This is a genomic window from Streptococcus sp. HPH0090 (genome assembly GCF_000411475.1).
In the GTDB taxonomy this organism is placed as follows: Bacteria; Bacillota; Bacilli; order Lactobacillales; family Streptococcaceae; genus Streptococcus.
The window spans coordinates 1,039,077-1,060,351 of sequence record NZ_KE150464.1; the positions used below are offsets into that span (position 1 = coordinate 1,039,077).

Annotated in this window: 23 protein-coding genes; 3 read left to right on the plus strand and 20 right to left on the minus strand. The window is 40.6% G+C overall.

All coding sequences use genetic code 11. The features are described from left to right. Positions 1 to 24 precede the first annotated feature (24 nt). The 12 genes from HMPREF1481_RS07015 to HMPREF1481_RS07070 all read right to left on the minus strand — a co-directional run bounded on the left by HMPREF1481_RS07015 (position 25) and on the right by HMPREF1481_RS07070 (position 11,424). A complete protein-coding gene (locus HMPREF1481_RS07015; protein ID WP_016466784.1) occupies positions 25 to 804 on the minus strand; it encodes a hypothetical protein in 780 nt (259 codons plus the stop codon). A 257-nt stretch (positions 805 to 1,061) separates the two neighbouring features. After that, on the minus strand, positions 1,062 to 1,412 hold the full coding sequence (gene rbfA, locus HMPREF1481_RS07020) for a 30S ribosome-binding factor RbfA (protein WP_001273601.1): 351 nt from the start codon (positions 1,410 to 1,412) through the stop codon (positions 1,062 to 1,064). Between the two features lie 250 nt (positions 1,413 to 1,662). Beyond that, positions 1,663 to 4,404 (minus strand): translation initiation factor IF-2, encoded by a 2,742-nt coding sequence (gene infB / locus HMPREF1481_RS07025; RefSeq protein ID WP_016466785.1) that lies wholly within the window; start codon positions 4,402 to 4,404, stop codon positions 1,663 to 1,665. A 16-nt stretch (positions 4,405 to 4,420) separates the two neighbouring features. Further along, entirely contained in the window at positions 4,421 to 4,720 is a 300-nt protein-coding gene (locus tag HMPREF1481_RS07030; protein WP_016466786.1) for a YlxQ-related RNA-binding protein, read from the minus strand. Further along, positions 4,713 to 5,006 carry an RNase P modulator RnpM gene (gene rnpM / locus HMPREF1481_RS07035; protein ID WP_006144965.1) on the minus strand — a complete coding sequence of 98 codons (294 nt, stop codon included), beginning with the start codon at positions 5,004 to 5,006 and terminating at the stop codon, positions 4,713 to 4,715. Before rnpM ends, HMPREF1481_RS07030 begins: the two co-directional genes overlap by 8 nt. A gap of 21 nt (positions 5,007 to 5,027) precedes the next feature. Then, complete coding sequence (gene nusA / locus HMPREF1481_RS07040) at positions 5,028 to 6,164, minus strand: transcription termination factor NusA (RefSeq protein WP_025173291.1); 1,137 nt, start codon at positions 6,162 to 6,164, stop codon at positions 5,028 to 5,030. 42 nt (positions 6,165 to 6,206) lie between these two features. Next, on the minus strand, positions 6,207 to 6,686 hold the full coding sequence (gene rimP, locus HMPREF1481_RS07045) for a ribosome maturation factor RimP (RefSeq protein WP_004251813.1): 480 nt from the start codon (positions 6,684 to 6,686) through the stop codon (positions 6,207 to 6,209). A gap of 165 nt (positions 6,687 to 6,851) precedes the next feature. Then, positions 6,852 to 8,003, minus strand: coding sequence for a glycoside hydrolase family 3 protein (locus HMPREF1481_RS07050; RefSeq protein WP_033587492.1), 1,152 nt, complete (start codon positions 8,001 to 8,003; stop codon positions 6,852 to 6,854). A 169-nt stretch (positions 8,004 to 8,172) separates the two neighbouring features. Further along, entirely contained in the window at positions 8,173 to 8,808 is a 636-nt protein-coding gene (gene trmB, locus HMPREF1481_RS07055) for a tRNA (guanosine(46)-N7)-methyltransferase TrmB (protein ID WP_016466790.1), read from the minus strand. After that, positions 8,805 to 9,599 carry a cell cycle regulator CcrZ gene (gene ccrZ / locus HMPREF1481_RS07060; RefSeq protein WP_016466791.1) on the minus strand — a complete coding sequence of 265 codons (795 nt, stop codon included), beginning with the start codon at positions 9,597 to 9,599 and terminating at the stop codon, positions 8,805 to 8,807. Before ccrZ ends, trmB begins: the two co-directional genes overlap by 4 nt. Positions 9,600 to 9,646: 47 nt before the next feature. After that, positions 9,647 to 10,696, minus strand: coding sequence for an ABC transporter permease (locus HMPREF1481_RS07065; RefSeq protein WP_016466792.1), 1,050 nt, complete (start codon positions 10,694 to 10,696; stop codon positions 9,647 to 9,649). Beyond that, positions 10,693 to 11,424 carry an ABC transporter ATP-binding protein gene (locus HMPREF1481_RS07070; protein WP_016466793.1) on the minus strand — a complete coding sequence of 244 codons (732 nt, stop codon included), beginning with the start codon at positions 11,422 to 11,424 and terminating at the stop codon, positions 10,693 to 10,695. The genes HMPREF1481_RS07065 and HMPREF1481_RS07070 overlap by 4 nt, the downstream gene beginning before the upstream one ends. A 68-nt stretch (positions 11,425 to 11,492) precedes the next feature. Here HMPREF1481_RS07070 and HMPREF1481_RS07075 point away from each other — a divergent pair, with 68 nt between their 5' ends. From HMPREF1481_RS07075 to HMPREF1481_RS07085, 3 genes are all read left to right on the plus strand, one after another. Then, positions 11,493 to 11,903, plus strand: coding sequence for an HIT family protein (locus HMPREF1481_RS07075; protein ID WP_016466794.1), 411 nt, complete (start codon positions 11,493 to 11,495; stop codon positions 11,901 to 11,903). Positions 11,904 to 11,912: 9 nt separating this feature from the next. Then, a complete protein-coding gene (locus HMPREF1481_RS07080) occupies positions 11,913 to 12,200 on the plus strand; it encodes a hypothetical protein (RefSeq protein WP_004251799.1) in 288 nt (95 codons plus the stop codon). Between the two features lie 83 nt (positions 12,201 to 12,283). Continuing rightward, the gene (locus HMPREF1481_RS07085) at positions 12,284 to 12,925 is read left to right on the plus strand and encodes a hypothetical protein (RefSeq protein ID WP_016466795.1); all 642 of its coding nucleotides are present in this window, start codon (positions 12,284 to 12,286) and stop codon (positions 12,923 to 12,925) included. A 77-nt stretch (positions 12,926 to 13,002) separates the two neighbouring features. Here the strand turns inward: HMPREF1481_RS07085 and dnaJ are convergent, their stop codons facing one another. From dnaJ to glnA, 8 genes are all read right to left on the minus strand, one after another. Beyond that, on the minus strand, positions 13,003 to 14,139 hold the full coding sequence (dnaJ, locus tag HMPREF1481_RS07090) for a molecular chaperone DnaJ (protein WP_016466796.1): 1,137 nt from the start codon (positions 14,137 to 14,139) through the stop codon (positions 13,003 to 13,005). A gap of 418 nt (positions 14,140 to 14,557) precedes the next feature. Then, positions 14,558 to 16,381 carry a molecular chaperone DnaK gene (dnaK, locus tag HMPREF1481_RS07095; RefSeq protein WP_016466797.1) on the minus strand — a complete coding sequence of 608 codons (1,824 nt, stop codon included), beginning with the start codon at positions 16,379 to 16,381 and terminating at the stop codon, positions 14,558 to 14,560. Between the two features lie 251 nt (positions 16,382 to 16,632). Beyond that, the gene (grpE, locus tag HMPREF1481_RS07100; RefSeq protein ID WP_016466798.1) at positions 16,633 to 17,148 is read right to left on the minus strand and encodes a nucleotide exchange factor GrpE; all 516 of its coding nucleotides are present in this window, start codon (positions 17,146 to 17,148) and stop codon (positions 16,633 to 16,635) included. 26 nt (positions 17,149 to 17,174) lie between these two features. Then, entirely contained in the window at positions 17,175 to 18,209 is a 1,035-nt protein-coding gene (gene hrcA / locus HMPREF1481_RS07105) for a heat-inducible transcriptional repressor HrcA (RefSeq protein ID WP_016466799.1), read from the minus strand. Between the two features lie 165 nt (positions 18,210 to 18,374). After that, positions 18,375 to 18,881 (minus strand): DUF2812 domain-containing protein, encoded by a 507-nt coding sequence (locus HMPREF1481_RS07110; RefSeq protein WP_016466800.1) that lies wholly within the window; start codon positions 18,879 to 18,881, stop codon positions 18,375 to 18,377. A gap of 21 nt (positions 18,882 to 18,902) precedes the next feature. Next, entirely contained in the window at positions 18,903 to 19,478 is a 576-nt protein-coding gene (locus tag HMPREF1481_RS07115; protein WP_016466801.1) for a DUF2812 domain-containing protein, read from the minus strand. Next, positions 19,478 to 19,798 (minus strand): PadR family transcriptional regulator, encoded by a 321-nt coding sequence (locus tag HMPREF1481_RS07120; RefSeq protein WP_016466802.1) that lies wholly within the window; start codon positions 19,796 to 19,798, stop codon positions 19,478 to 19,480. Before HMPREF1481_RS07120 ends, HMPREF1481_RS07115 begins: the two co-directional genes overlap by 1 nt. Positions 19,799 to 19,927: 129 nt before the next feature. After that, a complete protein-coding gene (gene glnA / locus HMPREF1481_RS07125) occupies positions 19,928 to 21,274 on the minus strand; it encodes a type I glutamate--ammonia ligase (RefSeq protein WP_016466803.1) in 1,347 nt (448 codons plus the stop codon). Position 21,275: the final 1 nt, after the last annotated feature.

Sequence of the window (21,275 nt, forward strand, 5' to 3'; positions counted from 1 at the left end):
TACAAGCCTGCTAGTTTCTTCACATTACTCTGCTTCGATAATTTCTGCTTCTTTTCGAATTGTTTCCACATCTCTTTGATATTGAACTTCGCTGTAATTGACTAGTTTGGATAATTCTCTTTGCAAACTTTTACCCATCGGTTTCATAGTTGTATAGGTTAAACCACCTGATACGATACCTCCTAGAATCGGGATACATTTGCCTAACCCTTTAGCAAAACCTCCCTTTGTCAGATTTACCCCAAAAATTTTCAAAACTTTTTCTAAAATGGGATACCACAAAGTCTTAGCTAAAGCCTTCTGGGGAACTGTCTTCATGACGTGTTTAGCAACTGAAACTCCACCAGATCGAAGGAGAGCTCCAGCACTATTGACTCCAAGCATAACTCCGAGATAGAGCAAGAGTGTATTTTTTGCTTCTTCACTCAATTCATTTCGAGAAGCCCAAAGATCATCATAGCCATAAATATATCCTAATTCTTGCGCTAGTTTTAAGGAAAAAGCATAAAACTGAGCTACATCTGTTGGGATGGTGATTGCCAAAGCTAGACCACCTGGTATACCTGCAATTACAGAAGTACCACTTGCCAATAAGACATTATCCTTGATACAAGTATCAGCAACTTTATCTAAAGCATCTTGAGACAATAAGGCTGTTGGACCCTCTTCTAATAATCTAGGAATATCCTTTGGATCCAATAATTTGGAAAATTTATCTACTAAAAATTTTGACCGATCAACTTTGACAACAGGGAGTTTCACGACTTGTTGCAATACTTGCAAAGCTACATCTTGTTTAGACATCTTGTTTTTTTCTCTTCTTCTATCAATTTTGAACTATATCATATCACATTTATTCTTGAAAAGAAATTTTCTGAACTCATTTTTTCTTGATAAGCTTTTAGTAAAGCAGAGTCCTCGTGTATAAAATAAAAAAGAGGGTTCCCCCTCTTTCTTATACTCAATGAAAATCAAAGAGCAAACTAGGAAGCTAGCCGTAAGCTGTACTTGAGTACGGTAAGGCGACGCTGACGTAGTTTGAATTTGATTTTCGAAGAGTATTAATTTTTATCCAGATTGCGTAGCATCTCGTCAATCTTGTTTCCATACTCGATGGATTCGTCTTTAACGAAAGTTAAGTCTGGAATTTTATACAATTTCAAATTGCGACCAAGTTCACGTTTGATGGTTCCAGTTGCTTTTTCAAGTCCGATTTGAGCTTTTTGATTATCTGAGGCAAGGTTACTCAAAATAGTGTAGTAGACCTTCGCTACAGACAAGTCGCCTAGCATCTGAACATCTGTGATGGTCACTCCTTGGACACGTGGATCACGGACTTTCTTTTGTAAAATCTCATTGACTTCACGTTTGATTTCCATGCCCACACGGTCCGTACGGAAATGATTTGCCATGCTATTCCTTCCTCTCTATTGAACCAAAAGCTAGGCCAGCAGACCTAGCTATTTTTAAACTTACTGATTTTCAGTTCAAATTGAAACGAAGTTCAGTTTGAACTCATCCGCTTCTTTCGCTGTGGTGAAAGTGATGGAACTGATTTATCCGTACCATCATAGGGGATTTTTGAGACCTCAGGCTCAAAAATAAGCAATGAAACCATCGGTTTGCTTGCGTCCCTCACCACCTAAGAAAGGAGCAAAAATCTTATCTCTTAATTTCTTCCATGATGTAGGCCTCAATCACATCATCAGTCTTGATATCATTGTAGCCATCTATCATAAGACCACCTTCACGGCCGTTTGTAACTTCTTTGACGTCATCTTTATAGTGTTTCAAGCTTGCAAGTTCACCATCGTAAATAACGACTCCGTCACGAATAACACGGACTTTAGAGTCACGGGTAACTTTACCGCTAGTAACCATAAATCCACCGATTGTTCCGACTTTAGATACCTTGAAGGTTTCACGGATGATTGCTTCACCGATAACTTTTTCTTCGAATTCTGGATCAAGCATCCCTTTCATAGCTTCTTCCATCTCTTCGATAACCTTGTAGATAATGCTGTGAAGACGGATTTCTACATCGTCTGCTTCTGCTTGTTGACGAGCTTGTGGTGTAGGGCGTACGTTGAAACCAATGATAAAGGCATTTGAAGCTTCGGCAAGGGTGACGTCAGATTCATTGATCGCACCAACTGCTGAGTGAACGATGGTAACTTTTACACCTTCCACATCAATCTTTTGAAGGGAAGCAGCAAGAGCTTCAACAGAACCTTGTACGTCGGCTTTGATAATGACATTAACAGACTTGAGTTCACCAGCTTTAAGAGTGTCAAAAAGGTTTTCAAGGCTGACACGTTGAGTAGCTTGACGTTGCTTCATAAGAGCACGTTTAGCACGTTCTTCACCAGCTGCACGAGCAGATTTTTCATCTTCATATACAGCAAAGTGGTCACCCGCCATTGGCGCTTCGTTTAGACCTGTAATAGATACTGGTGTTGATGGTCCAGCTACCTTCACACGACGTCCAAGGTCATTGGTCATGGCACGGACACGACCGAAGGTATTTCCGACAACGATTGGGTCTTGAACGTTCAAGGTACCTTGTTGAACAAGAAGAGTTGCAACCGCACCTTTTCCTTTATCCAAGCGCGCTTCGATAACAGTACCGATGGCGCGAACTGTTGGGTCTGCTTTAAGTTCTTGGATTTCAGCCACAAGAAGAACAGTTTCCAAGAGTTCATCGATATTTTGGTTGAATTTAGCTGAGATCTCTACAAACTCAGAATCTCCACCCCAAGCTGTTGACATAACACCGTGTTCAGCCAATTCACCGATAACGCGCTCTGGGTTTGCACCTGGTTTATCAATCTTGTTAATAGCTACGATAATTGGAACATTAGCTGCTTTTGAGTGGTTAATGGCTTCGATAGTCTGAGGCATAACCCCGTCATCTGCCGCTACGACTAGGATAGTAATGTCGGTAACAGAAGCACCACGTGCACGCATGGAAGTAAAGGCCGCGTGTCCTGGTGTATCAAGGAAGGTAATCTTCTTACCATTTTCCTCAATCTGATAGGCACCGATATGCTGAGTGATACCACCAGCTTCTCCTGTCGCAACACGTGAATTACGTAGAGTATCCAAAAGGGTTGTTTTACCATGGTCAACGTGTCCCATGATAGTTACAACTGGTGGACGTTCAACCAACTCATCCTCATTCAGATAATCATCTTCTACGAAGAAACGTTCGATATCCGCATTGTCCACTTCTACCTTTTGTTTAGCTTCAATTCCGTAATCAACCATGAGGAGTTCGATTGTTTCTCCATCCAAAGATTGGTTTTGAGTGGCCATAACGCCCATCATAAATAGTTTCTTAACAATCTCAGCTGGTTCACGTTTGATACGTTTTGCGATTTCCGCAACAGTCATACCATCTGTATACTCAAATTCTGTTGGCAATTCATGGAATTTACGTTCTGTAATAGGTTTTGGAGCCTGATTACGATTGTTTTGTTTGTTGCCTTTTTTATTTTTCTTATTGTTATTCCAGTTACTATTTCTTTGATTTCTCACTTGATTCTGACTACTTCGATTCTTTTGTTGTTTTCTAGGACCATCTTCTTCACGATCGTAATCATCACGATCTTTGTCTGGTCGGGCTTGTTTTTTACGACGTGTATCCACTACAGGCTCTTTGACTACAGGAGCTACTTCAACCACTTGCTGAGTTTGTTCAGCTAGTTTAGCAGCTTCCTCAAAGATTTCCTCTGGTTCTTTGCGTTTATTAGCTTGAGCAAAAGCTTCTTTAGCTGCTTGTGACTGTTTGAAACGTTCCTCGCTTGAGCGTGCGTATTCGGCATTTTGTTCTGCCTTCAGGGCTGCAGCACGAGCCTTGAAATCAATACGTGGACCAGCTTGGTTCGGACGATTTTCCGCTTGTTGGCGACGATCATTGCCACGGTTTTGCTGACCTTGTTGTTTCTTCCCTTGATCATTAAAACGACGGTTGTCGCGGTTTCCTTGACCTGTTTTTCCACCATTACGGTTCTCATTTTTTTGACGGTTCCCGTTTTGTTGTTGGTCGCGGTTGTTGCCCTTGTTTTGCTTGCGTCGCTCTGCTTGCTCTTTTGCACGAGCTTCACGCTCTGCCTTGAAGTTTCGGCTTTGTGGTCTAGCAGCTACTACTTTTTCTTCCTTAGGAGCTACTGGTGTTTCAGATTTCTTTTCCACCTTCGCTTCACTTGCTTTTGGCGCTACAGGTTTTGCTTCTGCTTTAGGAGCAGCAGGCTTAAAGCTAGCAACGATTTTTTCAGCAACATCAGCTTCAACGCTTGACGAGTGGCTCTTCACCTCCAAGCCCAACTCTTTTGCACGCGCTACAACTTCTTTACTTTCTTTTCCAAGTTCTTTTGCGATTTCGTACAATCTTTTCTTAGACAAATCATGTCCTCCTCTTCTATTCCATAAGAGACCTCATTTTCTTTGTAAATCCAGCATCTGTCACAGCTAAAACCTTTCTTGATTTCCCAACTGCTATGCTTAATTCCAGTGTTGAAAACACGGTTATAACTTCTACTTGATAATAGTCACTTTTATCTTGAATCTTCTTGGTCAGATTGGGACCAGCATCATGGGCTAGAAAGACTAACTTAGCTTTCTGGTCTTGGATGGCCTTGACCACCAATTCCTCACCTGATATGATCCGACCTGCTCGTTGAGCAAGTCCCAAGAGATTACTTACTTTTTGCTTATTCAAGTCCTAACTCTCTTCTTTTTACTTTGTGATCAACATAAGCGATCAACTCGTCATAAAAACTTTCTTCAACTTCCATGTTAAAGCTACGGTTAAAGACTTTTTTCTTTTTAGCCTCTAGGGCCTCTGCATTGTCTAGCTTGATATAAGCGCCACGGCCATTAGCCTTGCCTGTCGGATCGATAAAGACTTCGCCTTCTTTGTTCTTGACAATACGGAGCAAATCACGTTTATCAATCACTTCGTTGGAAACAACAGACTTGCGCAAAGGGATTTTTCTTGTTTTCATCTTTCCCTCCTCTTGCAGCTTTTATTCTTCTGTCAATTCGTCTGCGTCAGCGAAATCAACTTGACCGGCTTCTTCCATTGCTTCAAATTCACTTGCAGACTTGATATCGATACGGTATCCAGTCAAGTGAGCTGCCAAGCGAACGTTTTGTCCACGACGACCGATTGCAAGAGAAAGTTTGTTATCTGGTACAACAACCAAGGCACGCTTGCTGTCGTTTTCATCAAAGATAACTTGGTCAACTTCTGCAGGAGCAATAGCATTGTAGATAAATTCAGCTGGATCTGCTACCCACTCGATAACATCGATATTTTCTTCTACAGGTACCATGCGGTCGCTCTTAGCATCGTAACGAGCTGGGTGGAATTTGCTAGTGATTTTCTTAATGTTTGCACCACCGCGTCCTACGATTGTTCCGATAGCATCCACATTTGGATTGTGACTACGAACTGCAACCTTGGTACGGTCACCCGCTTCACGAGCCACACTCATGATTTCAACAGTTCCATCGTATACTTCTGGAATTTCTTGTTCCATCAAACGTTTGATCATTTCTGGATGGCTACGGCTAACAAAGACGTTAACACCACGAGGGTTGTCTTCAACTTTGTAGACATAAACTTCGATACGATCATGAGAAGCAAAAACTTCTCCAGGAATTTGGTCTTGTTTTGACAATTGAGCTTCGATGCTGCCAAGGTTGACATAGATGAAACGGTTGTCAAAGCGTTCTACTGTACCTGACATGATTTCTTGTTCATGTTCTTTGTATGTATTGTAGGTAATGGCACGTGTTTGCTTGCGCATTTTTTCCATGATGGTTTGTTTCGCAGACTGAGCCGCTACACGACCAAACTCTCCTGGTGCTTCTTCAAATTTGATTTTGTCACCAAGCTCATAGGCTGAATTAATGGCAAGAGCATCTTTCAAGCTGATTTCCAAACGGCTATCAAATACTTCATCAACAACTTCGCGGACAGTGTAGACTGTAAAGTCGCCTGTTTTTTCGTTGAAGTCGATAGCTACGCTATCTGATTGACCATAGCGTCTACGATAAGCAGAACGAAGTGATTCTACTACTGCGTCGATGATATCTTCTTTCTTGATTCCCTTGTCTTCTTCCAAAATGCGGAAGGCCTCTAGCATTTCTTTACTCATGTTCTTTTTACTTTTGAATTTTCAAAAGCTATCCTTTCTTTTCTATAATTTTACTGCTAAACGTGCTTTTGATACCAAGTTATATGGAATTTGGACTGTCTTCTTGCGCGTTTTATCCATATATTCCATTGTCAACTCATCCTCTTCAAAGGACAATAAGGTTCCTTCAAAAACCTTTTGCTTATCGATGGCTTGGTAGAGCCCGACATGGATGTATTTCCCGACCGCTCCAGCGACTGCTTCCTTGGTTTTCAAAGGACGCTCCAATCCTGGACTGGTAATTTCTAGGAAATATTGTTCTGGGAAGGGATCCGGCTTGATAGTATCTAGGACAGGACTGATAATTTCAGTCAAGTCTGCTGTATCATTCAAGGTGATTCCTTCAGGCTTGTCTACAAAAATACTAAGAATCATGTCACTGCCAATCTTTCCATACTCGATATCCACGAGTTCGAAAGGCGCTTCAATGACAGGTTCTACGACTTCTCTGACTAATTCAACGATCGTTGCGATTGCGTCCACCTCCTCATAAGCAAGAGGCGAAGATATCTCCCCGCCTCTCTTTCTTATATTCTTGTTATTAGTATAGCACAAATCAATCAAACCTGCAAGGATTTGACCTTTTTACAACCAATAGAAGGCTTTCCTTCAAAGGTTTCTGTATGATTTTATAAATGACGCTTCCTTTTACTGTGATGTTTCGAATAATCCTAAGTCATATTTCCAAGCTAAAATACGTCTCACAGACTCATCAATCCGTTCTTCTGTCAAATCCCCAGAAGAAACTTTCTTTAATAGATAAGGAATCTGAGTTTGGTAGGAAGACCCTAAAATCAAATCATTGCCTGCTAAAATTACTTGAAGCGCAGCTTCATCCTGACTGACAAAGTCGGCTAACCCTGCCATGTCTAAATCATCCGTCATTATAACGCCTTTAAAATTCAGTTCCTTGCGAAGAATGTCATTGATTTTCGGCGAGATAGATGATGGCACTGTATCAATTTTAGATAGGATATTGTGAGAAACTAAAACACTATCCGCCCCTGCATCTATCCCAGCTTGAAAGGGTAAAAAATCTGCCTGTCTTAATTCATCTAGGGAGCGATTGTCTCGGATAATAGCAGTATGACTGTCTCCATTATCACCATATCCCGGAAAATGCTTCAAGGTTGAACCGACCTTATTCTTTTGAAGTTCTTCTACAACTTGCTTAACATAACTTGCAGTTGTTTGGGCATCTTGTCCGATGGTCCGGTCATAAATAAAAGCTGATGGATCAGTTGCAAGATCCGCAACTGGAAAGAGCCCAGCATTGATCCCAACAGATTTTAGCACCTCGGCCTTCTGCCTAGTATCAGAAAGGATTGCCTCCATTCCTCCTTGTTGATAAAGTGTCATAGGAGATTGGAAAGGAGTATCTAAAATCGAACTGATACGAGTTACTGTTCCTCCTTCTTCATCGGAACCAATTAACAATGGTGTTTTGGAAGCGGCCTGGTAGCGATTTGTCAAAGCCTTCATATTCTCTATGGTTTGGCCCTCAAAATCCCTCCCGAATAAGATATAACCAGACAAATGATAGGACTGAAGATCTTCTATCTGATGATTATCGGGAACTCTAGCCCAGAATAACTGTCCTACTTTCTCTTCCAAGGTCATCTTGGCCAATCTGTCTTCAATAACCTTATTTTTTTCTACATCACTGGCTTGACTAGTTCTATCAACTTTGTCTACTTGTGCCTCTTCTTGTCTACGATGTTGATGGTCAGAAAAAATCAAACCACCTATCACAAGGAGAAAGAAAAGATAGACTACAACAGGTTTTATGCTTCTTCTCATAACCCCATCATTATACCACTTATCAGGGCACAAGTACACACTTATCAAAATTCCAAATCTATAAAAAAACTCAAGGATTCAGTCCTGTCCAAGACAGAACTAAATCCTTGAGATGCATATTTACATTATATTTGAGTGAACGACAGTTTCTCACTAACAAGTCTTTACATTAAAACTGAGCTTCAACTCGGTAGATGACTTGACCCTTGCTTGAGAACTTTTGCTCATACTCAGTCATGACATTTCCTTCAAAATCACTAGCATGCAAATCTAGCCAAACGCCATTGAGTTTCATACCATATTGTGAAAAGCTCACTAAGCTATATTCAAACAAGCCACGATTATCTGTCTTGAAATGAATTTCACCGTGTTCAGGTAAGATTCGTTTGAAAGTATCCAAGAAGCTCTTATAAGTCAAACGACGCTTCTCATGGCGTTTTTTAGGCCATGGATCCGAGAAATTCAAATATAAGCGGTCAATTTCACCATCTTCAAAATAATTGGTCAATTCTGAACCATCAACCCATAGAAGTTTGATATTTGGAACTCCAACTTCTAATACCTTGTCCAAAGCATAGCTTAATACAGACTTCTGAATGTCAATCCCGATATAGTTGATGTCAGGGTTTTGTTTGGCCATTCCTGTTACGAAAGCACCTTTGCCGCTACCCACCTCTACATGGATTGGATTGTCATTGCCAAATAAATCTCGCCACTTTCCTTTAGCCTCTGTGGGATTTAAAACAACGTACTGCGGATTAGCCTCTAACAGTTCTGTTGCACCTTTACGATTTCTAACTCTCATTTTTTCTTTCCATACTTATCTCGGAAGCTACGCAAAGCATAGATTTCCCGATTTACATTATCCAAATCTTGATTTTCATAGTATTTAGTAATGAGGCTCAAAAATGACAGTTGAGCGTACCAATATAACTTATTCAAGACAGTTTGATTATACTTATAGCCATAATTAGTTAGCCACTCTTGCCATTGAAACTCTGGAATATAGTGACAGAGCAGATAGGCCACATCAAACATACGATCAGTCAAGCGAACGGAATCCCAATCTACTAAATAAATCAAGCCACTTTCTGTCTCAAACCAGTTGCTATGACGGACATCCCCATGGACTATAGTTGCATAATCTTCTCTAAAGCCAGGAAGATTTTCACGCAAATCACCTAAAACCATACGTAGATACTGGTTGTTTTTTAAAGCATCCGGAGCCTTGTTTACCCATGACTGAAGTAAATCCGAAGGTGTTTCCATTGCATATCCCAAGCGTGTCAACTGGGTCATTAAGGGACGTGAACGGTGTAAACGTGTCAAAATATCGATAATTTGTTTACGGTTCATATCGCTTGGCGTCAAAATTTTTCCTGCCAACCACTCCTGAGCGGACATATCACGGCCGTCTGGTAAACGACGGCTCCAGAGTAATTGTGGTGCAATTTGCTCTCTAGCTAAACCAGGCAGGATTGGAGAAGTATTCATTTTTATAAAAACACGTTTTCCATCAGGATAACTTCCCATATAAGCTTTCCCGCTCTTCCCAGATATCGGGGTTAGCGTTAGCTCAATATCACCCAAGTCCATTTCTTTCCTCCGAATAAAGTTTCCTTATTATTCTACTAATTTTTATGCTATTCGTCAACCAATCTTCTCAGTTGATATGGCAGATAAAGAAATTGCAAGACAAAACTTGCTCCCACAAGTGCTAGAACAAGAATTTTTTCCTCGAAAACAAGCAATCCTATGAGACTTTCCAAGATCAAGACAAAGATCCCAATCGCTCTCAAAATTTCCTTCAAGCCTTTCTCTTTTTGCCCCTTACCTACTGGGAATAATTGCGTCAAATATTGATAGTCAAAGGCATGATAGAGGGCTAGAAGCTGGAATAACAAAAGATAATTGAATAAAATTACAATTGCGACTGCAATCCAAGATTGCTCAATGAAGATGAGAGCGGTCAAAGATAGGATTATGAGCCGCAGACTAAGAGCGAATAAATCTCCATTTCTAAGATAGGATCGGAGATAAAGATTCTGCCAGATTTTCCCTGGTACTTTCTGAACACCCTTGAGAATAAAGTCCAGATAGGCTCGGCGCTTAACACTGTTTGAAACCCCCTTAACCTGGGTAAAGAGGGCAAAGAATCGAAGTAAGAACTGCTTCCGTTTACTTTCTTGTGCAATGACATAATCCCAGTCAAGTCCATTTCCAAGGAAAAAGTTGCTAGACTTTTGGCGAAAAATCACGTATTTTGCTATCCCCAAGACAAGGAGATAGACTCCAAAAATCGGCAAACCAAGACCCATGGCTAAGAATAAAGGCGCAAACAGGAGCAAAAAGAGAGTCTGTATACTGACCCAAAAGATGAAAGAAATCAGACTTTGCTTCTGGATGTGTTCTCTCACTTCTTCTTCAGCAACTAAAAGAAATAGTTTGTCAGGCGCTTCTAGGTAGGTCGCAATACCGCCCCAAAGCAAAAGTAAAATAGATATCATCCCAATCAAAATTAGGATTGGGAAATGATTTGCAGGAAAATCTTGCAATAGTTGATTGTACTGGTAAGCCAAAAATCCTAGTAACACCAACAAAAACAAGACAAAATGGTCATTGAGCACATAACGAAGATAGCCCAAGCATTCCTTACGAAATTCCTGCTTTCGTTTTAAAAACAAGTCTTTCATAGCTCCTCCTCTTTGGTCAGAGCCAAATAGATATCATTGAGGCTTGCTTCTGGCATATCAAAGGCTTCTTGGAGTTGTTGTAGATTTCCTTGAGCTCTCACTTGACCTTTGTGAAGAATGACAAAAGAGTCACACATCTTTTCAGCAGAATCAAGAACGTGGGTACTCATGAGAATAGATTTGCCTTTTTTCTTTTCCACTTCTAGAAGTTGAATCAAATCTGAAATCGCCAAGGGGTCGAGGCCGAGAAATGGCTCGTCTACGATAAAGAGACTTGGATCCACAACAAAGGCACAGATAATCATAACCTTTTGCTTCATTCCTTTGGAAAAATGAACAGGGAACCAATCCAGTTTCTGATCCAATCGAAACATTTTTAGAAGGGGCTCTACACGTTCGAAAGCTAGATTTTGCTCGATACCATAGGCCATAGCAACTGTCTCAATATGCTCTCTGAGAGTCAATTCCTCGTACAAGCTAGGAGTTTCAGGGATATAACCAATTTTCTTGCGATAGCTCGTAGCATCCTCACGCAGGGTTAAGCCGTCAATCTTAATCTCTCCACTATAGGGTGTCAAGAGGCCAATAATTTCATTGATAGTAGTTGATTTACCAGCACCATTCAAACCAATCAAACCGACCAACTGTCCACTCTCAACTGAAAAAGATACATCCTTCAAGACAGGTACGTGAACATAGCCTCCTGTCAGGTTTTTAATTTCTAACATATTTTCTCCGAATCTGGTATAATGTAGCTATATTATATCAAAATTCAATACGCAAGAGGTGGTTTTTTATGTCAGATTGTATTTTTTGTAAGATTTTAGCTGGGGAAATTCCTGCATCAAAGGTTTATGAGGATGAACAGGTTCTTGCCTTCCTCGATATTTCCCAAGTTACCCCAGGTCATACCTTGGTCGTACCTAAAGAACACTATCGCAACCTTTTAGAGATGGATGCTGCGAGTGCTAGTCAACTCTTTGCTAAGATTCCAGTCATTGCTCAAAAAGTCATGAAGGCTACCCAAGCTGATGGTATGAATATCATCGCTAACTGCGAAGAAGTCGCTGGACAAACAGTCTTTCATACCCATGTCCACCTCGTCCCTCGCTATGGTGCCGAGGATGACCTCAAGATTGACTTTGTCGCCCACGAACCTGACTTTGACAAACTTGCCCAAGTCGCTGAAACCATCAAAAACGCTTAAGGAGTTCCTATGAAACTATCAAATTTACTACTTTTTGCAGGCTCTGCAGTTGGATCTTACCTCCTCGTTAAAAATCGTGAAGTTATCACTGAAGAAGTTTTAGATACCACTGATCGCGTTGAAGCAATCAAAGGTGATTTAGATGTTATCCAAAATAGCTTACAAATTATCAATCAACAAAAAGAAGTCATCAAAGAATACCAAGAAGACCTCACTTACAAATTTAAAGTCTTAGAAAAAGACCTCCAAGCAAGACTTGCTGTGATAAAAGAACTACGAGAAACTGAAGAAAACTAAAAAAGAAAGAATCCAACTTTACTTATATCCCCTTAAATTCATCTTGGATTACCAGATCCTAACAGAAAAGGGAGGGACTAAAAATGAAACTGTTTTTAAAAGTCATCTTGATTATTTCTGGTGGCCTCTGCCTTCTTGCAACCCTAGCATTTCTACTAGTGGCCAATCTTTTCAAGGCTTCATCAAGTGACATCCGAAAAGGGAATGAAGACTTAAAACAAATCTTTATCTCCCTTGACCTACCTCCTGAAAAAGTAGAATCAGATGGACACTATGAATTCGAGGGTGGAGGCTTAAATTTTTATGTGACTTTCTCAGATGAGGTCATCAATAGCCACCCTGTCCTGAAAGAAAGTCCAAACCTCACTAAAAACCGACTCAAAGTCTATGTCCTACAGACAGGAGATATTTCTTACTATAAAGTAGAGGACAACTTATTCAATCACGGTTTATTGCAATTTTTAGAGAAGGAAAGTAGGAATTATTTACAGGAAATCGGAAAGAAACCAAATCCTAATTACTCAATTCTAACTTTGAAGGATTCGGAAAGCATGAAAAAGGGAATCGCATTCTATGAAAAAGCGTTGACCTTGGTAGATATTCAGGATAATTCGGCGATTAAGCATATTGATACTGTCACCGTGAAACCTGGTAAAGAAGCGGAACTCAAGCAACTCATCCAGAAAATGGATGAAGCTGGCTTGCTCACTCAAAAGTATAAATAGTAGACTAACTGGAAAATGATTTTCTGAAGCTAAATTTTTCAAGACAACACAAAAAGAGCCAATCGGCTCTTTTTGCTTTATTCTCCTTCAAAGGCATCTTTTATATGGTCAAAGAAACCTTTTTTCTTTGGATTGACTTTCAAGTCACCTGCAGCTGCGAATTCTTTCAAGGCTGCTTTTTGACGTTCGTTCAAGCCTGTTGGAGTCACGACATTAACAGTCACGTATTGGTCACCAACAGCACCACCACGTAGGCTCGGAGCTCCCTTGCCACGTAGGCGGAATCGTTTACCGGTTTGAGTTCCCTCTGGGATCACCAATTCAACATCACCGTGAACGGTTGGAATATCGACTGTATCACCAAGAGTTGCTTGAACGATATTGAGGTTTAATTTGTAGAAAATAGTTGTTCCTTCACGTTCAAATTTGTCGCTAGGCTCAACATTAACCACAACATACAAGTCACCGTATGGTCCGCCGTTAAACCCAGCTTCCCCTTGACCCGCTAAACGGATTTGTTGACCTGTTTCGACACCAGCTGGAATTTTCACATGGACACTATGGGCTTGTTTTTCATGACCTGTTCCATGACAAGTTGTACATGGATCTTTGATTTCTTTTCCACGCCCGTGACAGACATCACAGGTTACTTGACGGCGCATCATACCAAGTGGTGTTTGGGTATCAACATTGATAACACCAGAACCGTGACAGCGTCCACAAGTAACTGGACTTGTTCCAGGCTTAGCACCAGATCCATTACATGTACGACAGCTTGCTTCACGGTTGTATTTGACTTCTTTTTCAGTACCAAAGATAGCTTCTTCAAAAGTCAAATTAACGCGATATTGGAGATCATCACCTTGACGCGGAGCGTTTGGATTGCGAGAAGAACCGCCTCCGCCGAAAAAACTTGAAAAAATATCTTCGAAGCCACCAAAACCACCTGCTCCATCGAAGCCACCGAAACCGCCTGCACCACCAAAGCCACCATTGGCACCAGCAGCACCGTATTGGTCATAGGCAGCACGTTTCTGTTCATCACTTAAGGTCTCATAAGCTTCTTGAACTTCCTTGTACTTTTCCTCAGCACCAGGTTCTTTGTTGATATCTGGGTGATATTTTTTAGATAATTTCCGATAGGCTTTCTTGATTTCATCCTGAGATGCATTCTTTGAAACGCCCAAACGGTCATAAAATTCAGTATTGTTCATTTAAGATACCAAGACCGTAAAATTCGACTGAAAAATAGGAAATCTGGCGCAGGAGCGATGCTCCTAGACAGATTTATCTTTTTTCCGAGAATTTAGGTCGGGTTCAGTTCCTTTCTTTCATATTGAGTAAGAAACTTAAGAGCTCGAGTTCAATTCCCCGAACACTCTTTGTTCCTTTCTATTGTTATTGTGATACAAACCCAACATCAATCAGGTTTATTCCCCTTTTACCGAAAAACAGAGGCTGGGTTGCAACCTCTGGATTTCTTCCTATCATTACGACATTCAAAAACAAAGTCAATTATACTTTGTTTTTGAACTAGTAAGGCTGAATTGAGTTTCGGATTAAAGGAATCCTAAAATCTCGGAACCTTTCTTTATTTCAAGAGGTTCCGCTAAAACAATCCACTGGATTGTTTTACTTTTCCGTAAACTCTCCGTCTACGACGTCATCGCCTGCGTTTCCTGTTGCTTGTGCGCCTTCTGCTCCTGCTTGAGCTTGTTGGGCTGCAGCGGCTTGTTCGTAAAGTTTAACCGCAAGTCCTTGAGCTTTTTCGTTCAATGCTTCAAGTTTTGCTTTCATTTCGTCCAAGTTGTTGTCTTCTTGAGCTTTCTTAAGGTCATCAAGTGCAGCTTGAGCAGCATCACGTTCTGCATCGAAGCCTTTGCCTTCAGTTTCCTTGATTGTCTTTTCAGTCGCAAAGATTGCTTGGTCTACTTCGTTACGAAGGTCTACTTCTTCTTTACGTTTCTTATCTGCTTCAGCATTTGCTTCTGCATCTTTCATCATGCGGTCGATTTCTTCGTCTGTCAAACCTGAGTTTGATTGGATGACAATAGTTTGTTCTTTTTGAGTTCCAAGATCTTTAGCTTTAACAGATACGATACCGTTCTTGTCGATGTCAAATGTTACTTCGATTTGAGGAATTCCACGAGGTGCAGCTGGGATGTCTGTCAATTGGAAGCGTCCAAGAGTCTTGTTATCTGCTGCCATTGGGCGTTCACCTTGAAGAACGTGGATATCAACAGCTGGTTGGTTGTCTGCTGCAGTTGAGAAGACTTGTGATTTAGATGTTGGAATAGTAGTGTTGCGATCGATGAGTTTTGTAAATACGCCACCCATTGTTTCGATACCAAGTGACAACGGCGTTACGTCAAGAAGGACAACGTCTTTAACATCACCAGTGATCACACCACCTTGGATAGCAGCACCCATGGCAACTACTTCGTCAGGGTTCACTGATTTGTTTGGTTCTTTACCAGTTTCAGCTTTAACAGCTTCTACAACGGCAGGGATACGAGTTGAACCACCGACAAGGATCACTTCATCAATATCTGACAAGCTCAAACCTGCATCTGAAAGGGCTTGACGAACTGGAACTTTTGTACGTTCTACAAGGTCACGAGTCAAATCGTCAAATTTAGCACGAGTCAAGGTCATTTCCAAGTGAAGAGGTCCAGCTTCACCAGCAGTGATGAACGGCAAGCTGATTTGTGTTGAAGTCACACCAGAAAGGTCTTTCTTCGCTTTTTCAGCTGCATCTTTCAAACGTTGAAGTGCCATCTTGTCTGTTGACAAGTCGATACCATTTTCTTTCTTAAATTCAGCTACCAAGTGGTCGATGATTTTTTGGTCAAAGTCATCACCACCAAGTTTGTTATCCCCTGCAGTTGCCAATACGTCAAAGACACCATCACCGAGTTCGAGGATAGATACGTCGAATGTACCACCACCAAGGTCGAATACCAAGATTTTTTCTTCTTTGTCAGTCTTATCCAAACCGTAAGCAAGAGCTGCTGCAGTTGGTTCGTTGACGATACGTTCTACTTCAAGACCAGCGATTTTACCAGCGTCTTTTGTTGCTTGACGTTGAGCATCGTTGAAGTAAGCTGGAACGGTGATAACAGCCTTAGTTACTTTTTCACCAAGGTATTCTTCAGCGTAACCTTTCAAGTATTGAAGGATCATAGCTGAGATTTCTTGTGGAGTGTATTCTTTTCCGTTAGCAGAAACTTTTTCAGAAGTACCCATCTTAGATTTGATAGAGATCACTGTATCTGGGTTTGTTACTGCTTGACGTTTTGCTGCGTCACCAACGATGATTTCACCGTTTTTGAATGACACTACAGATGGAGTTGTGCGGTTTCCTTCTGGGTTTGCGATAATTTTGCTTTCAGTTCCTTCAAGAACTGCTACTGCTGAGTTTGTTGTACCTAAGTCAATACCGATAATTTTAGACATATGTTTTTCTCCTTAAATTATATATTCTTTCTTTTTGATACTCTTCTTAAGTGGCGACGCCGTCAGAGCTTGACTTCGTCAATCTCTTTGACTAAACTTTGAGCCTAAGGTCTCAAAGTTTGCGAAGATACCGCCACGGCGAAGAGTATCGCCTTTGGTTCGCTTCGCTCACTATTGGTAAAGCTGAACCATTGTTTATCTTTCTTTCATAGTTTAGTGTCGTTTCGGACAAAGTTTTTAAGTTTTCTATCCTAGTTGTAGACAACTACCATGGCTGGGCGTAGGATGCGGTCATGGAGTTTGTAGCCTTTTTGGAAGACTTGTGCGATGGTGTCTGCTGGATGTTCGTCATCTGCAGGCAAGGTTTGGATGGCCATGTGGTAGTTATGGTCAAATTCTCCATCTGCTGGAATTTCTTCGATTCCTTCTTCTTTCAGAGCATGTACCAAACTTTCTTGGACCATTTCCAAGCCCTTCTTCACATCATCCGTCAATCCTTCAACAGCAAGGGCACGTTCAAGGTTATCCAGTGATGGCAAGATTGCTTTCGCCAAATCTTGGCTACGATAGCGTTGCAAGAGTTGGCGTTCTTCGTTGGCACGGCGCTGAATGTTTTGCATTTCTGCATGGGCACGAAGGTATTTGTTTTCAAATTCTTCGGCACGTTCATTTGCCAAGTCCAATTCAGACTTCTCAGGAGTTGTTTCTTCAGCTGTTTCCACAACTTCCTCTTCTTTTACTTCTTCATTTTTAATATCTTGGGCCATTTTCGCCTCCTTTAATGATTTCAATCTTAATTCACTTCATAGTGATTGCTGCTGAGATAGCGGTAAAAATCCGTCAACTTCATAGTCAAAACTCGATTAACAACATTGAGTTGATTTACCAATTGTTGATAATTCAAATTGACTGGACCTATAATCGCAAGAATTCCAAATCCACGATAGGGAATCAGGAATTTACTGCTAATCACTGCTAAGTCAGCAAGACAAGATTCTTGGCTATCTGCAACTCGGACACTCTGCATCTGGTCTCCAATCAAATTCTCTCGAATTTCCAATGCTACTTTTTGCGGATGATCAAAGAATTGATATGCCGCTAAATTAGCGAAATTCAAAAGATTGACTTTCCCAGAAACCACGATGTTTTCATTGAACATTTCTTTGAAGATATGTTCGACGAGGTCCATGACGTTATCCGTTGTTGTAAAGTAACGTTGGATAATCTGCGGAATCTCTGTCCGAATCTTGTAGTGAATATCCAAAACAGTCTGTTCCAGGAAACGTTCCTGAATCATAGTCTTGAGGCGATTTAAATCCTCCTGCAAGAAGTTTCTCGGAATCAAAAACTGACTGGTAACTGTTCTAGACTCATCAAGTGTAAAAACTGCCAGAGCTGTATGTTGTCCGAGGACAACAATATCAAAAGCTGTTAGCTTCTGCCTACTTGGTTCGACATCCAGCGCTACAACCGTACAACCACTCAAGTCTGTCAAGATTTTCGTTGCCTCTTGAAGGATATCCTCAAGTTTGAAGAACTCCTGATCAAAAGCTTTTACAATCTCATAAACTTGATTCTCGGCTAAACGGTCAAAGGATAAGGAATGTTTAACATAGTATTGAAATCCAGCTACACTCGGCATCCGACCACTGGAAGTATGAGCCTTTTCAAGCAAACCTTGCTTTTCTAGGGCTGCCATATCATTTCGAATGGTTGCACTACTAGAGTTGATAGACTCTTGCAAGGCTTTGGATCCAACAGGTTCGTGCGTTTTGGTAAAGATGTCAATAATCAGATTTAAAATATTCTGCTGACGTTCTGTAACCATCTCGCTACTCCTCTCTGATAGATCTTTTAGCACTCAATACATTCAAGTGCTAACTTATAATTCTATTATACACCCTTAAAAGAGAATGTCAAGACAAAAACACAAAAAATTAGCACTCTTTTATCAAGAGTGCTAAAAATCAGTCTGAGGACCTAGAAACCAATGTCAATCAACCAGATATTTTCGTCTCAGTCTATAAAAACTATAGATTAGATAAGAAATCATGAGAGCATATAGGGCAAAAATAAGGAAGAAAGACTGAGAGAGACTTTCGCGAAACAAGCTCATACAAACAACTAGACCGCCAGAGATAGAAACTGTAGATGTACGAAGTCTAGATTTCACATCAGCCCATCGAAGACGATTGTCCATGAAAAATCGATCATTTAAATCTACATCACAAGTTTCTTTTCGAAAAACAGAATAAGAACAATTTCTCACAAATTCCCATCCTCTATCCTTAATACCTTGTAAATCTACCTCATTTTTTCTAAGATAGCTAGTATTCCACACACGGTAAATCACATCATCAGGTTGGCATTGTTCAAAATAGAAAAAGCCAAAACGATTCGATTTAAATTTCCAACCTTTCAAATGCATCTCATGCAAATAATCTTCTACCTTATCCAAATCAAAAATGGTAAACATTCGAAATTGTACCTTGCTATTCATTGTCTGACCTCCAAAATGGTTTTATTTATCAGATAATTCTTTCCACTTTTGAAACAATCTCCAAAAAATATAAGAAATCTGAATCGTAAAAACAATCAATAAAGTACAGTCTATGCTAACAATCAAAAACATTCCCCAACTGAAATAACCTCTTCCACTGAGTAACTTTAAAAAAACAGGTAGAAGCACTGAAAAGAGAAGCAAGACAGGAAGCATCCGCATTATTAAAATGCGCTTGACCATAGCTAACTTCCCGGCCGCGTCGTTATAAATTTCAAACTCGGCATCCGATTCAATTTGAGAATAAGGTTTTCTAAAATAGGAAAAACCATTAAATCCTGTAATATGCTCCCAGCCACAATCTTTAAACAGTTGTAAATAGGAAGCTCTCTCTGACTTTTTCATTGGATAAAAGTCCAACTGATAAACCACCTGCTCCGGTTGGCACTTTTCAAAAGTATACTTAACCGCAACTACTAAGTTAGAATAACTTACTTCCTTAAGTTTCCAGCCCTCAGCATGCATTTTCCTGAGATAGAGAGCCTCTCTATCATAATCCGCAATGGTACAAATCCTATAAACAACTTTCTTTTCCATCAAAACTCCTCCCGACTGTTTCTGTAGAGTCGTTCAATACGCTTCAACTCAATGTCTAAAACTTTTCGGCCCAAGTCTGTTATCTGATAGATTTTTCGTTTTTCCTCTTCTCGGACAAAGTAAATCAAACCATCCTTTTCCATCTTTGACAGGGTTCCATACATGGTTCCAGGACTAATTGAAACCTGCGAATCTGTCATCTCTTTGACCTTTTGTGTAATACCATAACCATGGTTCTCCTTTTGCAGACAGAACAGAATATAAAAACCTGTTTCAGTCATGGGAAGGTAGACCCGTCTAATCTTATCTGTTAATCCCATTTAAGCACCCCCTATGTAGTTCGATGTATCGCACTTCGTTATATAGAATATATCACACCTCGATATAAAATGCAAGAAAAAAAAAAAAAAAAAAAGATTGTCCTCACGGACAATCTTTCTGATTTATCATTAGTATAGATCTAAGTAGTTGTCAATTTCCCATTGTGAGACAAAGGTTGCATAGCTTGCCCACTCGATGCGTTTGGCTTCAAGGAAGCTCGTATAGATATGCTCACCAAGGGCTGCTTTAACCACTTCGTCTTCTGTCAAAGCCTTCAAAGCGTTGTGAAGAGTCGATGGAAGGTCAGTAATGCCTGCCTCTTTACGCTCTTCTGCAGTCATAATATAGATATTTTCTTCGATTGGAGCTGGTGCTTCGATTTTGTTTTCAATACCGTGCAAACCAACTTCCAAAAGGACAGCCATAGCGATATATGGGTTTGCCATTGGGTCTACTGAGCGCAACTCCAAACGAGTTCCCATTCCGCGTGATGCTGGTACGCGGACAAGTGGTGAACGATTGCGACCTGCCCAAGCGATGTAAACAGGGGCTTCGTAGCCTGGAACCAAACGTTTGTATGAGTTAACAGTTGGGTTCATGATAGCTGTATAGTTGTAGGCATGTTTGATCAAACCACCAAGGAAGTAGTAAGCAGTTTCTGATAACTGCATTCCTTTGGGATCATTTGGATCAAAGAAGGCATTGTTTCCTTCCGCATCAAACAAGGACATATTACAGTGCATACCTGAACCAGCGATACCAAATTTTGGTTTAGCCATAAAGGTTGCATAGAGACCATGTTTACGGGCAATTGTTTTTACAACAAGTTTAAAGATTTGAATCTTATCACAAGCACGAAGAACTTCATCGTACTTAAAGTCAATCTCATGTTGACCTACGGCAACTTCGTGGTGGCTCGCTTCAACTTCAAATCCCATTTTGGTCAAGACGTTAACAATCTCACGACGAGTGTTATCGGCAAGGTCTGTAGGCGCCAAATCAAAGTAACCACCCTTGTCATTTACCTCAAGAGTTGGATCACCATTCTCATCCAGCTTAAATAGGAAGAATTCTGGTTCAGGACCAAGGTTGAAAGACTTGAATCCAACTTCTTCCATGTGACGAAGAGCACGTTTGAGGTTTCCACGAGGGTCTCCTGCAAAAGGTTTTCCTTCTGTCGTATAAACATCACAAATCAATCCCGCGACACTACCATTTTCATCTCCCCAAGGAAAGACTGTCCAGGTATCCAAGTCAGGGTATAGATACATATCTGATTCATTGATACGTACAAATCCCTCAATAGAAGATCCATCAAACATAGCCTTATTTGACAAGACCTTGTCTAGTTGTTCATCTGTAGCAGGAATTTCGACGTTTTTCATAGTTCCCAAAATATCTGAGAACATGAGGCGGATAAAAGTTACATTTTTTTCCTTAACTTCACGACGAATATCTGCAGCTGTGATTGGCATG